Below are 13,660 nucleotides of genomic sequence, written 5' to 3' on the forward strand. Positions count from 1 at the left end.
GGAGGCTCGGCGTGCGAACCAACGAACAGTCGGCACACCTGACCAGACGGGCGACCATCGCCGCGACGTTCGGCACCGTGATCGAGTGGTACGACTTCTTCCTCTACGGCACGGCTTCCGCGTTGATCTTCCCGAGCCTGTTCTTCCCGTCCGCCGGCTCGCTCAACGGTTCACTGCTGTCGTTCGCCACGTTCGCCACCGGGTTCGTCGCCCGCCCGCTCGGCGGGGCGATCTTCGGGCACGTCGGCGACCGCATCGGGCGCAAGAACGCGCTGGTCATCACGCTGCTCGCCATGGGCCTGGCGACGCTGGCCGTCGGCCTGCTGCCCACGTACGGGCAGATCGGCGCGCTGGCCCCGATCCTGCTGGTGGTGCTGCGGATCGTGCAGGGCATCGGCACCGGCGGTGAGTGGGGCGGCGCCGCGCTGCTGACCAAGGAGAACGGCAGCAGCCGGCCCGGGTTCTGGGGCGGGTTCCTGTCCAGCGCCGTGTTCGTGGGGCTGATCCTCGCGTCGGTCGTCTACGTCGTGATCGGCGCGCTGGTGAACAACGACCAGCTGCTGTCGTGGGCCTGGCGCATCCCGTTCCTGCTCAGCGTCATCCTCGTCGGCGTGGGCTTGTGGGTGCGCAAGGGCCTGCCGGAGACGCGTGAGTTCGCCCGCATCAAGCAGGCCGGCGAGCAGGAGCGCGCGCCGCTGGTCAAAGCGTTCAAGCAACCGCGCAACATGCTCGCGATCTTCCTCATGCGGGTCGGCCAGAACGCCACGTTCAACATCGTCTCCGTCTTCATCCTCACCTACGCGACCAAGCAACTCGGCCTCGGCAAATCGCAGATCCTGTGGGCCACGGTCATCGGCGCCGCCGTCGCGTGCGTGCTCGGCCCGGTCTACGGCCACCTCGGCGATCGCTTCGGCTTCGGCCGCGTGATGATCGTCAGCCTGCTCTTCCAGGCCCTGTTCGCGTTCCCGTTCTTCCTGCTCGTGGACAGCAAGGGCGTCGCGCCGGTGATCATCGCCGTCACGGTCGGGATCGCCGGTGCCGGAGCGGCGACCGACGCCATCCAGGCCGGCTACTTCGCCGGTTTGTTCAGCACGCGCAGCCGCTACAGCGCCATCTCCGTCGGCCGCGAAGGCGGCACCGTGGTGGGTGGTGGCCTCGCGCCACTGATCGCCACGGCGTTGCTGGGCTGGCTGCACGGCAGTCCCTGGGCGATCGCGGGCTGGATGGCGCTGACGAGCTTGATCGGCATCGGCGGAGTGCTGCTGGTGCGCCCGCACCACGCGACCGAAGACGTCGTCACCGAGTCCGGCCGCACCGGTTCGGCCCTGATCTGAACGGGAACCGCGCATGACAACGGGAAACCTCGTGCTCGACGCCGCCGGCAGCACGGTGGGCACGCTCTTCGAAGACCGCGCCCGGACGCACCCCGGCCGCGTCGCGCTGCAGTCCGGCGAGCGGCAGGTGACCTACGGGGAGCTGGCCGAGCGCAGCCGCCGGGTCGCCGCGCTGCTCGCGAGCCGGGGCGTGCGGCGCGGCGACCGGGTGGCACTCGTTTCGGAGAACCGCACCGAGTACCTCGAGATCACGCTCGCCGTGGCGCTGCTGGGTGCGATCGTCGCGTGCCCCGGCCTGCGGGCCGGCGCGGACGAGCTCGTGGCCTGCCTCGACCTCGTCGAACCCACGGTGCTGGTGACGTCGCCGCGAGCCGACGAGAAGTTCGCCGCACCACTGGGTTCCCGGCCGCGGCTGCAGCTCGGCGAGGCTTTCGAAGCGGAACTCGTGGCGACGACCCCGTGGGCCGGACCGTCCGCCGCGCGGCCGGAAGACGTCCTGATCATTATTTACACCAGCGGCACCACCGGCGTGCCGAAGGGCGCGGCCATCAGTCACCGCGCCGAGATCGCGCGCAGTTCCGCGACCCGCGCGGAGTACGGCCTCGCGGGTGACGACGCGTTCGTCGCCTGGTCGCCGTTGAGCCACATGGGCGCGTTCGACAACTCGGTGAGCACGCTCATCAGCGGCGGCAAGGTCGTGGTGGTCGACGGGTTCGACGCGGCCGAGCTCGCCCACGTCGTGGCCACCGAACGGCTCGGGTGGCTGCTGCTCATGCCCGGCACCGTCCGGCGCTTCGCGGACACCTTGCGGGACAAGCAGATCACGCCCGCCGGAGTGCGTTTGTGCGGGGTGATGCCGGACCTCATCGGGCCGGACGAGATCGCCGAGATCACCGCGCTGCTCGACGCGCCGTTCGCGAACACCTTCGGCACCACCGAAACCGGGTGCCCGCCGTGTTCGGGCGACGCGCTCGCCGTCGGAGTGGAACCGCGGTCACTGTCCAAAGTGCAGAGCGGCTACTGCGAAATCCGGCTCGTCGACCCGGCAGATCACGACGTCGCCGACGGCGAACCCGGCGAAATCTGCATGCGCGGGCCCACGGTGTTCAGCGGCTACTGGAACGACCCGGCCACCACCGCGCACGACTTCCGCGGCGGCTGGTTCCACCTCGGCGACGTCTTCGTGCGCAACCCCGACGGCACGCTGGACTTCGTCGACCGTGCGAAGTACCTGATCAAGAGCGGCGGCGAGAACATCTACCCCGCCGAGATCGAGCGCGCCCTGCTGCGACACCCCGATGTGCTCGAAGCCGTTGTCGTCCGCCGCGCCGACCCGACGTGGGGTGAGGTGCCGGTCGCGTTCGTGGCGCGCGCCGCCGAAACGTTGACCGCAGAAGACCTGATCGAGCTGTGCGGCGAACGGCTGGCGAAGTACAAGCGGCCCCGCGAGATCCGGTTCGTCGCGCCGGAGACGTTGCCGCGCAACGCGTCCGGGAAGGTCGTCCGCAGCGAGCTCGAGAAGCAAGCCTGAGCGTCGAAGGAAGGAACACGCATGTTGGGTGATTCACCGGAGTTCCGCTCCGACATCAGCTGGAGCACCTCGAAGAGCATCACGGTGTTCGGCCACGACCTGGTCGACGACCTCGTGGGCAAGGTCGACCTGGGCGACATGGGGTTCCTGGAGCTGACGGGCCGCCTGCCGACGCCGGGCGAGTCCACTGTGTTCAACGCTCTGACCGTCAGCCTGGTCGAACACGGCATGACGCCGAGCGCCATCGCTTCGCGGCTGACGCACTACGGGGCGCCGGATTCCTTGCAGAGCGCGGTCGCGGCCGGGCTGCTCGGGCTCGGGACGACGTTCGTCGGGTCCATCGAAGGGGCCGCGCGCTACGTTCAGGAAGCGGACCTCGAAGGCGACCTCGCCGCGGAGGCGGGCGCGATCGTCGAACGGTTCGTCGCCGCGAAGAGGCTCATCCCCGGCATCGGCCACCCCATCCACAAGCCGCTCGATCCGCGCGCGGAACGGCTGTTCACGCTGCTCGACGAGGCCGGCCTCACCGGGCCGGAGGTCGCGTTGATCCGGGAAGTCGCGCGCCAGGCGGGAACCGCGCTGGGCAAGGAGCTCCCGGTCAACGTCACCGGCGCGATCGGCGCCATCGCGTCGCGGCTGGGCATCGACTGGCGGGCCGCGCGCGGCATCGGCGTGATGGCGCGGGCCGTCGGCCTCGTCGGCCACGTGCTGGAGGAGATCCGCAGGCCGACGGCGCCGACCATCTGGCGTGAGGTCGACGAGGCCGCGACCCGCCACCACGAGTGAGCGCCACGGGGGCCGGGCTCGTGCCCGGCCCCACGCGTTCAGATGTCGATCGGTTCCAGCCGGCCGAGGATCTCGTCGCGGCGGGACTCGAACTGGTCCGGCAGCTGGAAGCGCTTACCGAGCTCCTGCGGTGACTCGTCGCAATCCCAGCCGCCCTCGTTGTGCGTCACGGCGAGCTCGAACAACGCGCCGCCCGGCGACCGGACGTAAATCGACTTGAAGTACTTGCGGTCCCGCAGTTCCGACAGATCCGTGTACCCGGCGCCCTCGATCTCGAACTTCAGCTCGTCCTGGTTCTTGAGGTTGTCGGCGTTCCACGCGAAGTGGTGGATGGTGCCGGCGCCGTAGATCCACGTGCCCGGGCCGTCGGTGCGGTTGACCACGAGCTCGACCGCGCCGCCGAGCCCGGATCGGCCCGCCTCCAGCGCGAACCGGTCGCCCTCGGCCAGGCCTTCTCGCGCGCCGAGGTGGTTGGCGGCGAACTCCACGGCGGTGTCCGGGCCGGTCACGTGCACGCCGACGCCGTAGATGCCGTGGATCGCGTACTCCTGCGGCACGCCGGCGCCGGTGAAGCCGCGCCGCGGGTCGTCGTCGACCTCCACGAGCTGGTACTCGATGCCGCACGGGTGGCGGAACAGCACGCGGCGGCGGTCGAACACGGTCGCGTCGTGCACGTCGGCCGCGCGGTCTTTCAGGCGGTCGGCCCAGAAGTTCAACGAACCCGACGGGACGGCGAGCAGCACCTCGCGCGCCTGGTTGGTGCCGCGGCGGCCGTTGATCCCGGCCTGCCCGAAGGGGAACGTGGTGAGCACGGCGCTCGGGTCACCGTCGGCGTTGCTGTAGTAGAGGTGGTAGATCGGGATCTTGCCGTCGAACAGCACGGTCCGCTTGATCAGGCGGAGGCCGAGGACGTTCACGTGGAAGTCGACGTCCTCCTGCGCGCCGGCCACCGACATGGTGATGTGGTGGCTACCGTTGAGGTACGACATTCGGGCTCTCCTTTTCTGTGGTGTTCACGTTTTCCGGCCACCGGTGCTGCACGGCCCCGGTCAGCCGTTGCACGAGCTCGCCGGTGTCCAGCAGCAGTTCTTCGCGCCACGGCGCGGCGGTGAGCTGGATGCCGACGGGGAGTCCGGCGGCGTCGAAACCGCCGCGGACGACGAGGGCGGGTAGTCCGGCGGAGGCGAAGCGGTTCCCCGACGACACCGCGGCGTGGCTCGGCTGCGTGCCGGCGGAGCTGCGGCGAGTGCTCGAAACCGCGGTGCGCGCGTTGCCGGGCATCCGGATTCCCGACCCTGCCGCGGCGGTGAGCCAGCTGTACGCGCTGTGCGTGCAGCCCGGTTCGCCCGACGTGATCGAGTCCGGGGTCGCGATGTTCCTGAAGTTCTACGAAGCGCCGCCGAGCACCAAGCCCAGCAAGGCGTAACCGCCGGCGCCGAGGGCCACGAGCGGCAGGGTGGCCGCGGCGGGCCGCCACGAACGTCGGCTGAGGAGGGCGAGCAGCACCGCGGCCACGACCAGCATCGTCACGCCGGCGCCGGGCGAGCCGAGGACCACGAGCCGGTACAGCCCGTCCACCGCGAAGAGCGCGACGAGCAGCGCGAGGCCGACGGCGCCGCGCCGGCTGTCCGGCCGGTGCCGCCACCACGCCGCGCCGAGGCCGAAAACGATCCCCGCGAGCACCGCACCCGCCGCCCACACCGCGGCGGTGACCAGCGCACTCGCCGAATACAGGCCGTTCACGGCTTGGGCCACGCCGTACCAGACCACGAGCGCCAGCAGCAGCGAACCCACCGCCGCCGCGGCGACCCGCCACGACGGCCGGCCGCCGGCGCAGCCGACGAGGAAGGCGAGCGCGGACCAGGTCGCGATCGAGTTGGTCGTCCAGCCGAACGGAGTCAGCTGCGTCAGGTAAGTGCCGACGCCCAGCACCACGCCACCGGCCAACGCGACGGTTTTCTGCATCAGCCTTCCAGGAACTCGAGACGGTTACCCACCGCGTCGAACGTGTGGAACCGGCGCCGGCCGGGGATCTCCGCCGGATCCGCCCACACCACCCGGTGCCCGGCGGCTGCCACCGCCTCCGCCGTGGCGTCCACGTCAACCACGAACGCCGGGTGGGCCTTCGCCGCGGGCCGGAAGTCCTGTTCGACGCCGATGTGGAGCTCCCCGTCCGGCCCGCCGACACCGGGCACGCGGAACCAGCAGCCGCCGCGCCGGGCGAGCAGCGGCGGTTTCGGCAGCTCGGGCCACCCGAGCACCCCGGTGTAGAAGGCGCGCTGCGCGTCCTCCGCCCCGGCCGGGCAGGCCACTTGCACGTGGTGGATCACGGCGTCGAGGCTACCCGGCAGCGAAGGCACTTCAGGCCGGATGACGACAGCCGGCTGCCTCGCCGGTTTTCCGACACATGGGTGAAATGACGCTGAACACGCACCTGGGACTGCCGTGGCGGGCACAGTGAGCGCGCTCGCCGAGGTCCGGCGGGCAAGGGAAGAACTCACCATCTTCAAGCGCGTTCTCGTGGTCGCCGGCGCCTTTCTGGCGACGACCATCGGCTTCGGGCCCGGGGTCGCGGTGCCCAAAGCGGCGCGGGCGGCTACGGCAGTGGCAATTTCCCTACTACGCCAGCGACTGGGGCTGGTGCGGCTGACCCGCCCGGTTCACTCGAACGGGAAGCCACTCGGGCCGCCTGCCCGGCCATGATCGCCTTATCTTCTGAGCGTGGCCTACCTGCTCACGTCGATCCCGTTCTTCGCCGGCTTCGCGATCAGCTTCCGCTTCGAGCGGCGGCGGTTGCTGAACGGCGTGCTGTTGCTGGCCGGGCTGTTGTTCCTCGCGATCGGCGTGATCTTCGCGCTGCTGGACATCCCCGCGGTGCACGACGTGGTCGACGGCAGCACGCTGGCGATCGCGTTCTTCCTCGTGGTCGCGGTGCTGCTGCCGGCGTTCCTGGTGCTCAACGGGCTGCAGATGGTGCGCCGCGAGGGGCGGCGGCTGGGGAACCTGCTGTCGCTGCTCGCGGGGCTGGCGATGTTCGCCTTCGCGCCCGCGTTGCTGGTGCTGGGGAAGAACCCGGTGCCGCGCGCGGCGGAGGTGGTGATCATCAGTGTGTCCATTGTGCTCGGTTACCTCAGCCTCGCGTTCGCCGCGTTCGTGCTGTGTTCGGTGGGGTACGGGCTGCTGCGGCCACCGAAGGGCGCGGATTTCATCGTGGTGCACGGGTCGCGGCTGATCCGCGGTGCGGTGCCGCCGTTGCTGGCCAGCCGGCTTGACCGGGGGCGGGCGTTGTACGACGCGGGGGTCGCGCGAGGAGCGGCGCCCACGCTCGTCACATCCGGCGGTCAGGGTGCCGACGAAACGCAGCCGGAAGCCGAGGCGATGGCCGATTACCTGGTGGCGCAAGGCATTCCGCGCGAGGAGATCGTGCTGGAGGCCCGTTCCACGACCACGCGCGAGAACCTGATCTACAGCCGCGAGCTCATGACCGAGCGCAAACCCGGCTACCACTGCCTGCTCATCACCAACAACTTCCACGCCTTCCGCACCGCGATGCTGGCACGGCGCCTCAAGGTCAACGGCCAGGTCGTCGGCTCCCACACCGCCTGGTACTACGTGCCGAGCGCCACGATCCGCGAGTTCATCGGCATCCTGCGCGACTACCGGATCCTCAACGGCGTGGTGATCGTGCTCCTCGCGGCGGCATACCCGGTGTCACTGGCCTTCTGACCCGCAACGACACCGGGTCGGCGCCGGGAATCAGCCGCGATGGATCTGCCGAAGACACGTCTCACACCACCGGGGCACCGGTCCGCGCCCGAACGCCGGCCGCGTCCTCCCCTGGCGCCACTTCCACCAGCCGCAGGCCGTGCGGGGTGATGTCGAGGACGGCGAGGTCGGTGATGACGCGATCGACCACGCCGGTGCCGGTCAGCGGAAGCGTGCAGCGCGACACCAGCTTCGGCTCGCCGTCCTTCGTGACGTGATCGGTCAGCACGACCACGCGTTTCGTGCCGGCGACCAGGTCCATCGCGCCGCCCATGCCCTTGACCATCGTGCCGGGGACGCTCCAGTTGGCAAGGTCCCCGTTGGCGGCGACCTGCAACGCGCCCAGCAGCGCCAGGTCGATGTGGCCGCCGCGGATCATGGCAAACGACGTGGCCGAGTCGAAGAAGCTCGCGCCCGGGGCCACGGTGACGGTCTGCTTGCCGGCGTTGATGAGATCGGCGTCCTCCTCGCCCTCGACCGGGAACGGGCCGAGGCCGAGGATGCCGTTTTCGCTCTGCAGCGTGACGTGGACGTCGTCGGGCACGTGGTTCGCGACCAGTGTCGGGATGCCGATGCCGAGGTTCACGTAGTCGCCGTCGCGCAGTTCGCGGGCGGCGATGGCGGCCATTTCGTCGCGGGTCCAGCTCATGCGCAGGCCACCTCCTTCGGGCGGACGGTGCGTTTCTCGATGGCCTTTTCCCGTTGCCTCGCGAGGACGAGGCGCTGGACGAACACGCCCGGCGTCATCACGTTTTCCGGGTCGACGAAGTCGTCCGGCAGGATCTCCGCTTCAGTGAGGCAGACCCGTCCGCAGGCGGCGACGAGCGGGTTGAAGTTGCGGGCTGCCAAGCGGTACGTGAGGTTGCCGGCGCGGTCGGCCGTGTGGGCGTGGACCAGCGATACGTCGGCGACGATGCCGCGTTCGAGCACGTAGGTCCGGCCGTCGAACTCCGCGTGGGGCTTGCCGTCGGCCACCGGGGTGCCGACGCCCGTCGGCGTGTAGAACGCGGGAATGCCGGAGCCGCCGGCGCGCAGGCGTTCGGCGAGGGTGCCCTGCGGGACGAGCTCCACGTCCAGCTCGCCGTCGAGGAACTGGCGGGCGAAGAGCTTGTTCTCGCCGACGTAGGAAGCGACCACTTTGGACACCTGGTGGTTCTCGAGCAGGATCCCGAGGCCCTGGCCGTCGACGCCCATGTTGTTGGACACCACGGTCAGGTCGCGCACACCGGAGTCGCGCACGGCCTCGATGAGGTCCGTCGGGTTGCCGCTCAGGCCGAACCCGCCCACGGCGAGGGTCGCGCCGTCGGTGAGCACGCCCGCGAGCGCTTCGGCTGCGCTGGGGTAGATCGTCGGCAAGGTGTTCCTCCCGTCCACTGAATGATCGGACGGGATCACTCAAGAGCATGAGTTTGCGCCTGGTCAACGACGTCGCGCGGGCCTCTCGCCCGGCGGTCACCGGTCGGGAGCGGCGTTCACTCAGTGAACGTGGGAACGTAAGCTGCAGAGCATGAGCAACGCCCCGGACCACCTCGTCGGCCGCGCGGCCGCGGTGCTGCGCGCGCTGTCCCACGGCCAGGGCTCCACGACCACCGAGGTAGCGCGCGCCGCCGGCCTGGCCCGCCCGACCGCGCACCGCCTGCTCACCGCGCTGGGCGACGAGGGGTTCGTGGACCGCGACCAGCGCACCGGGCAGTGGCACCTGGGCCCGGAGCTGTACCTGCTCGGCGAGGTCGCCGCCCAGCGCTACGACGTGACCGAGCACGCGCGCGCGAGCGTCCACCGCCTGGCCGAGGCCACGGGCGAGAGCGCGTTCTTCTCCGCCCGCCGGGGCGACGAAACCGTGTGTCTCCTCCGCGAGGACGGCAGCTTCCCGATCCGCTCCTTCGTCCTGTACGAGGGCGCGCGCTTTCCCCTCGGCGTCGTCTCGGCGGGGCTCGTCGTGCTGTCCTTCCTGCCCGACCGCGACATCGACGAGTACCTCGGCCGCGTCGACCTGACGCAGAGGTGGGGCGCGGCGCACAGCGCGGACGAGCTCCGCGCCCGCATCGCGCGCACCCGCGAGACGGGCTATTCGCTCAACCCGGGCCTCGTCGTCGAGGGCAGCTGGGGGCTGGCGGCCGCGGTGTTCGGCCGCTCGGGCGCGCCGGCGTGGGCGCTTTCGCTGACGGGTGTGCAGTTCCGCTTCCCGCCGGACCGGCTCACCGAGCTGGGCGCGCTGCTGCTGCGCGAAGCCCATGCGCTGACCCGGAAACTCTCCTCGGCGTAGGCTCGCCATGACCTTTCGTCCACAGTGGACCACGACAAGAGGAGAGCGGCAGTGACCGAGACACCGGCCTTCGCCGAGCGCATGACGACGATGCTCAACGAGGCGTGCCTCGCCCTGCAGGTGAGCGTCGGGCACCAGACCGGCCTGTTCGACGTGCTGGCCGGCCTGGCCCCGTCGACGAGCGAGCAGATCGCCGCAGCCGCCGCTCTGAACGAGCGTTATGTCCGGGAATGGCTCGCCGCGATGACAGTCGGCAGCATCGTCTCCTACGACCCCGAGACTCGTCGCTACACGCTGCCGGCCGAGCACGCCGCGTCGCTCACCCGCGCCGCGGGCCTGGGCAACCAGGCCTCGATGCTGCAGTACCTCGCGATGATGGGTGAGGTCGAGCAGCAGGTGGTGGCCGCGTTCAAGGACGGCGGCGGCGTGCCGTACTCGGCGTACCCGCGGTTCCAGAAGCTGCAGGGCGAAGAGTCCGCGCGCACCTTCGACGCCGAACTGCTCACCACCGTCCTGCCGCTCGCGCCCGGCCTGGCAGAGCAGCTGACCCGCGGGATCGCAGTGCTCGACGTCGGCACCGGCCAGGGCCACGCCGTCAACCTCCTGGCGCGCGCGTTCCCCGCCAGCACCTTCACCGGCGTAGACGTCTCCGAAGCCGGCATCGCCGCCGCGCGGGAAGAAGCGCGGGCCTGGGGGCTGACGAACGCGTCGTTCGCCGTCTCCGACGCCACCGGTCTCGAAGGCGAGTACGACCTCGTCACCACCTTCGACGTGATCCACGACTCCGCGGCGCCCGACGATGTCCTCGCGGCCATCCACCGCGTGCTGCGCCCCGGCGGCACCTACCTCATGCAGGACACCGCGTGCTCGACGCGGCTCGAGGACAACATCGCGCACCCGCTCGCGCCCGCGTTGTACACGTTCTCCGTCTTCTACTGCATGAGCGTCTCCCTCGCCCAGGGCGGCGTCGGCCTCGGCACGATGTGGGGCGAGCAGGACGCGCTGGCCCGCCTCGCGAAGGCGGGCTTCACCGACGTGGCCACCGGCAAGCGTCCCGACGACGTGATGGACCTCTACTACGTCGCGCGCAAACCCGCGTAGCTCTCAGTTCTTGCGCGCGAGCGGCCAGCGGCGGCCGATCGCGACGTGCAGGATCACCGACACGCCGATGGCGTTGAGGGTGACGTGGCCGACCCAGCCGATCGGCGTGCCGCGGTTCCAGTGCAGTTCTTCGGCCAGCGCCAGCAGGACCACGTGCAGCACCGCGGCGAGGGCCAGCGTCAGCAGCAAGGACACCGTCCGTTGGAGCCACGCGGGCCAGCGCGCCGGCAGGGCGTCTTCGAAGAGCATGCCGACCACGAGCCCCGCGGCCACGAAGTCGCCGGCGAGCGCGGACAACGTCGGAACGGGCAAGCGCTGCAGGAACACGTACGTGAGGATGCCGGCGCCGATCGTCGCGACATTCGCGCAGACGAATCGCACCCACTGCGTTCGCAGGTGGTGGAACGGCCAGCCCCGCCACATCACGAACAGCAGCACCTGCCACACGCCGATGAACGTGAGCACCGCGCCGAACACGCCGGGGTCGAGCAGGCCGTGGCCGCCGCCCTTGAACGGGGTTCCGCCGAGCAGCAGCACGTAGAGCAGGATCGAGATCGCCCACGACAACACCACCGCGCAGATCCCGCCCGGGATGGGCTTGAGCCACAACCGCAGCGGCCAGTGCTCGCTCACCAGCGTCAACTCGAGCATCACCACGAACGCCGCGCCCGCGAGCGGCAACGTCACGGGGAACGTGCTCAGCTCGAGGTTCTCCGGCGTCGGGTCGAAGATCGCGGCGAACGACAGGTGCCCCACCACGGCTTCGCCGAAGAACGTGAGCGCGATCCCGCCCGCCGCGATGAGCGCCAGGTCCGCCCACCCCGCCCAGTCCGGCCCGAGCCGCGTGCCCGGCCAGTCCTCCCACCAGAACGCGATCATCGAGACCACCGGCAACGCGAACGTCACGATCGGCGCCAACACCAGCAACGACGACTCCGCACCCCCGGCCCCGGCGGCGATCAGCACCGCGACCACGACCACGGGCAGCAGGCCCGCCACGCCGAGCCCGGGCTGCCGCGCCCAGCGCGAGGTGCCAGGCCCGGTCGGGTCGGTTCTGCGGTGCCGTTCGCGACGGGTGATCGCGGGGTGGGGTGTCGGTTCGGTGGTCGCTGCTTGGTCGGCGCCTTCCGCTCGGCCGCTCACCGCGAGCCGCACTCCTCGGTCACGAGCCTGCCCGCCTGTTGCCTTGGCTGCAGTTCCATGCCCGTCCTCCGCGGTACCGCGCTTGTCCTCGACGTTCCAGTCCCAAGAACGCCGCACCGCGAACACCGACGGGCCGCCCACGTGACTCGGGTGCGGCCAGGCTAACCAGCGCCTCAGGTCATCTCAAGAACGCCGCCACCGGCGATGACGTTCGGGCATGACCCGGTCCCAGCGCCAACTCGCGAGGGAAATCCCGTCTTTGAGGCGAAGTCATCACAGCGCAGCGAGCCGGTCCAGCAACCGTTCCGCCAGGCTGATCTCGGCGCTCAGCGGGTGGTCCTCCGCGATATAGGGCAGAGCGCCCTCCGCGAGGCGGAAGGCTTCGCGCAGCGGGGTGTTCGGCAGCGCGACCCCGGAGAGGCGCAGGGCGCGCACGGCGGCGAGGAGTTCGCAGGCCAGGACGGTGCGGTAGGCGGCGGTCGCGGCGACCGTGCTGCGGACGGCGTGCGTGGAGAAGCTCGCGTGGTCCTCGAGGCCGCGGGAGATGACCGCGGTGCCGAGCGTCACGGGGGACGAGGCGTGGCGGAGGGTGCCCAGGGCGTCGCGGGCGACGTATTCCAGGATCATGATTCCGGAGCTTCCGGCGGGGCCCTGGGCGAGAAATGGGGGCAAGCCGCTGAGATCCGGCTCGACGAGGTCGCCGAGGCGGGCGGTGGACAGCTCGGCGACGTGGTGCAGAGCGGCGCGCAGGTGGTCGAAAGCCAGTGCGACGTGGGCCGTCGAGAATTGGCCGTGGTGGTAGGCCTGCTGGGTTTCCACGTCGATCAGCGGGTTCTCGGCCGCGGCGTTGATGTCGATGTCCAGGACCCGCTCCACCGAGGCCGCCGCGTCGAGGGCCGGGCCCTGGACCTGGGGGAAAGCGCGCAGGCCGAACGGGTCCTGCAGGCGGCGGCCCTCTACGACCTCATCGCCTTCGAACAGCAGCCGGCGGAGTTCGGCGGCGCAGAACACGGCGCCGGGGTGGGGGCGGGCGGCGTGGACGCGCGCCGAATAGGCCTCGGCGGAGCCGCCGAGCGCGCAGAAGGTCAGAGCCGTCACCACATGGGAAGCGGACAGCAGCCGGCGCAGGTCGTGCCAGGCCAGGACGGCCTCGGCGAGAGTGGCGGCGTTGCTGGAGATGAACGCGAGCGCGTCGCCCGGGCTGATCGGCAGCGGGTCGAGGTCGCCGGCGGCCCACGGGAGCTCACCGGCCAGTGTCAGGGCGACCTCGGCCAACGCGGTCAAGTCGCCGGTGCCGATGGCGCCGCGCGAGTGCACCAGAGGCAGAGCCCCGACCCGCAACGCCGTCTCCAAAGCACGCAGCAGCCGCGGGTGCACACCGCTGCCCCCGGCCGCCAGTTGGTTGAGCCGGACCGCCATCACGGCGCGCACGACCTCGTCCGCCAGCGGCTCGCCCGTCCCGCCGGCGTGGCTGCGCAGCAAGCGCAACCCGTGGTGGTCAGCCGACTCCGGGTCGACGACCGTGTGCCGGTTCGCGCCGACGCCGGTCGTGCGGCCGTAGACCGCGCGCTTGGCGCCCAGCTCCACCGCCAGTTCGTAGCTCGCCGCGGCGCCGGTCACGGCTTCGGGCGCCAGCTCCGTCCACGCGCTGAGACGAGCCAGGCGGACCACGTCGGCGCAGCGGAGGCCGGACCCGCTGATCTCGATGCGGCTGGAGTCGGTCATCGCCACCCC

Annotated in this window: 14 protein-coding genes; 6 read left to right on the top strand and 8 right to left on the bottom strand. The window is 70.9% G+C overall.

What is annotated here, in order from left to right; translation table 11 throughout:
- The first annotated feature begins 11 nt into the window (after positions 1 to 11).
- The 3 genes from AB0M56_RS24625 to AB0M56_RS24635 are packed head-to-tail and all read left to right on the top strand — an operon-like array spanning position 12 to position 3,651.
- A complete protein-coding gene (locus AB0M56_RS24625; protein WP_364179917.1) occupies positions 12 to 1,334 on the top strand; it encodes an MFS transporter in 1,323 nt (440 codons plus the stop codon).
- Positions 1,335 to 1,347: 13 nt separating this feature from the next.
- The gene (locus tag AB0M56_RS24630; RefSeq protein WP_364179919.1) at positions 1,348 to 2,865 is read left to right on the top strand and encodes an AMP-binding protein; all 1,518 of its coding nucleotides are present in this window, start codon (positions 1,348 to 1,350) and stop codon (positions 2,863 to 2,865) included.
- A gap of 21 nt (positions 2,866 to 2,886) precedes the next feature.
- Positions 2,887 to 3,651 (top strand): citryl-CoA lyase, encoded by a 765-nt coding sequence (locus AB0M56_RS24635; RefSeq protein ID WP_364179921.1) that lies wholly within the window; start codon positions 2,887 to 2,889, stop codon positions 3,649 to 3,651.
- 38 nt (positions 3,652 to 3,689) lie between these two features.
- Here AB0M56_RS24635 and AB0M56_RS24640 read toward each other — a convergent pair whose 3' ends face one another.
- From AB0M56_RS24640 to AB0M56_RS24655, 4 genes are all read right to left on the bottom strand, one after another.
- A complete protein-coding gene (locus AB0M56_RS24640; protein WP_364179923.1) occupies positions 3,690 to 4,640 on the bottom strand; it encodes a ring-cleaving dioxygenase in 951 nt (316 codons plus the stop codon).
- On the bottom strand, positions 4,621 to 4,932 hold the full coding sequence (locus AB0M56_RS24645) for an amidase family protein (RefSeq protein ID WP_364179925.1): 312 nt from the start codon (positions 4,930 to 4,932) through the stop codon (positions 4,621 to 4,623). The genes AB0M56_RS24640 and AB0M56_RS24645 overlap by 20 nt, the downstream gene beginning before the upstream one ends.
- Before the next feature lie 105 nt (positions 4,933 to 5,037).
- Complete coding sequence (locus tag AB0M56_RS24650; protein WP_364179927.1) at positions 5,038 to 5,616, bottom strand: DUF6518 family protein; 579 nt, start codon at positions 5,614 to 5,616, stop codon at positions 5,038 to 5,040.
- Entirely contained in the window at positions 5,616 to 5,981 is a 366-nt protein-coding gene (locus AB0M56_RS24655; RefSeq protein ID WP_364179929.1) for a glyoxalase, read from the bottom strand. The genes AB0M56_RS24650 and AB0M56_RS24655 overlap by 1 nt, the downstream gene beginning before the upstream one ends.
- A gap of 391 nt (positions 5,982 to 6,372) precedes the next feature.
- On the opposite strand from AB0M56_RS24655, the gene AB0M56_RS24660 reads away from it, so the two are divergent.
- The gene (locus tag AB0M56_RS24660; protein WP_364179931.1) at positions 6,373 to 7,377 is read left to right on the top strand and encodes a YdcF family protein; all 1,005 of its coding nucleotides are present in this window, start codon (positions 6,373 to 6,375) and stop codon (positions 7,375 to 7,377) included.
- A gap of 61 nt (positions 7,378 to 7,438) precedes the next feature.
- On the opposite strand, the gene AB0M56_RS24665 is transcribed toward AB0M56_RS24660, so the two are convergent.
- Both AB0M56_RS24665 and AB0M56_RS24670 read right to left on the bottom strand, forming a co-directional pair.
- Positions 7,439 to 8,065 carry a 3-oxoacid CoA-transferase subunit B gene (locus tag AB0M56_RS24665; protein ID WP_364179933.1) on the bottom strand — a complete coding sequence of 209 codons (627 nt, stop codon included), beginning with the start codon at positions 8,063 to 8,065 and terminating at the stop codon, positions 7,439 to 7,441.
- Positions 8,062 to 8,772, bottom strand: a complete 711-nt coding sequence (locus AB0M56_RS24670; protein WP_364180026.1) for a CoA transferase subunit A — start codon at positions 8,770 to 8,772, stop codon at positions 8,062 to 8,064. Before AB0M56_RS24670 ends, AB0M56_RS24665 begins: the two co-directional genes overlap by 4 nt.
- A 151-nt stretch (positions 8,773 to 8,923) precedes the next feature.
- Between AB0M56_RS24670 and AB0M56_RS24675 the strand changes: the two genes are divergently transcribed.
- A complete protein-coding gene (locus AB0M56_RS24675) occupies positions 8,924 to 9,682 on the top strand; it encodes an IclR family transcriptional regulator (RefSeq protein ID WP_364179935.1) in 759 nt (252 codons plus the stop codon).
- A gap of 51 nt (positions 9,683 to 9,733) precedes the next feature.
- Positions 9,734 to 10,783 carry a class I SAM-dependent methyltransferase gene (locus tag AB0M56_RS24680; RefSeq protein WP_364179937.1) on the top strand — a complete coding sequence of 350 codons (1,050 nt, stop codon included), beginning with the start codon at positions 9,734 to 9,736 and terminating at the stop codon, positions 10,781 to 10,783.
- Positions 10,784 to 10,786: 3 nt separating this feature from the next.
- Here the strand turns inward: AB0M56_RS24680 and AB0M56_RS24685 are convergent, their stop codons facing one another.
- Together AB0M56_RS24685 and AB0M56_RS24690 are read right to left on the bottom strand one after the other, a co-directional pair.
- The gene (locus tag AB0M56_RS24685; protein ID WP_364179939.1) at positions 10,787 to 11,926 is read right to left on the bottom strand and encodes a hypothetical protein; all 1,140 of its coding nucleotides are present in this window, start codon (positions 11,924 to 11,926) and stop codon (positions 10,787 to 10,789) included.
- A gap of 273 nt (positions 11,927 to 12,199) precedes the next feature.
- Positions 12,200 to 13,651 carry an aromatic amino acid ammonia-lyase gene (locus AB0M56_RS24690; RefSeq protein WP_364179941.1) on the bottom strand — a complete coding sequence of 484 codons (1,452 nt, stop codon included), beginning with the start codon at positions 13,649 to 13,651 and terminating at the stop codon, positions 12,200 to 12,202.
- Positions 13,652 to 13,660 lie beyond the last annotated feature (9 nt).

Origin of the sequence: Amycolatopsis sp. NPDC051372 (assembly GCF_040682095.1) — a bacterium.
Classification (GTDB): Bacteria; Actinomycetota; Actinomycetes; order Mycobacteriales; family Pseudonocardiaceae; genus Amycolatopsis.

What these genes read in the sequence shown, in the direction of transcription:
- AB0M56_RS24630 (WP_364179919.1), top strand. Translation starts at nt 1,348, where the DNA reads ATGACAACGGGAAACCTCGTGCTCGACGCCGCCGGCAGCACGGTGGGC.
- AB0M56_RS24635 (WP_364179921.1), top strand. Translation starts at nt 2,887, where the DNA reads ATGTTGGGTGATTCACCGGAGTTCCGCTCCGACATCAGCTGGAGCACC.
- AB0M56_RS24640 (WP_364179923.1), bottom strand. Translation starts at nt 4,640, where the DNA reads ATGTCGTACCTCAACGGTAGCCACCACATCACCATGTCGGTGGCCGGC.
- AB0M56_RS24645 (WP_364179925.1), bottom strand. Translation starts at nt 4,932, where the DNA reads ATGCCCGGCAACGCGCGCACCGCGGTTTCGAGCACTCGCCGCAGCTCC.
- AB0M56_RS24650 (WP_364179927.1), bottom strand. Translation starts at nt 5,616, where the DNA reads ATGCAGAAAACCGTCGCGTTGGCCGGTGGCGTGGTGCTGGGCGTCGGC.
- AB0M56_RS24665 (WP_364179933.1), bottom strand. Translation starts at nt 8,065, where the DNA reads ATGAGCTGGACCCGCGACGAAATGGCCGCCATCGCCGCCCGCGAACTG.
- AB0M56_RS24675 (WP_364179935.1), top strand. Translation starts at nt 8,924, where the DNA reads ATGAGCAACGCCCCGGACCACCTCGTCGGCCGCGCGGCCGCGGTGCTG.
- AB0M56_RS24690 (WP_364179941.1), bottom strand. Translation starts at nt 13,651, where the DNA reads ATGACCGACTCCAGCCGCATCGAGATCAGCGGGTCCGGCCTCCGCTGC.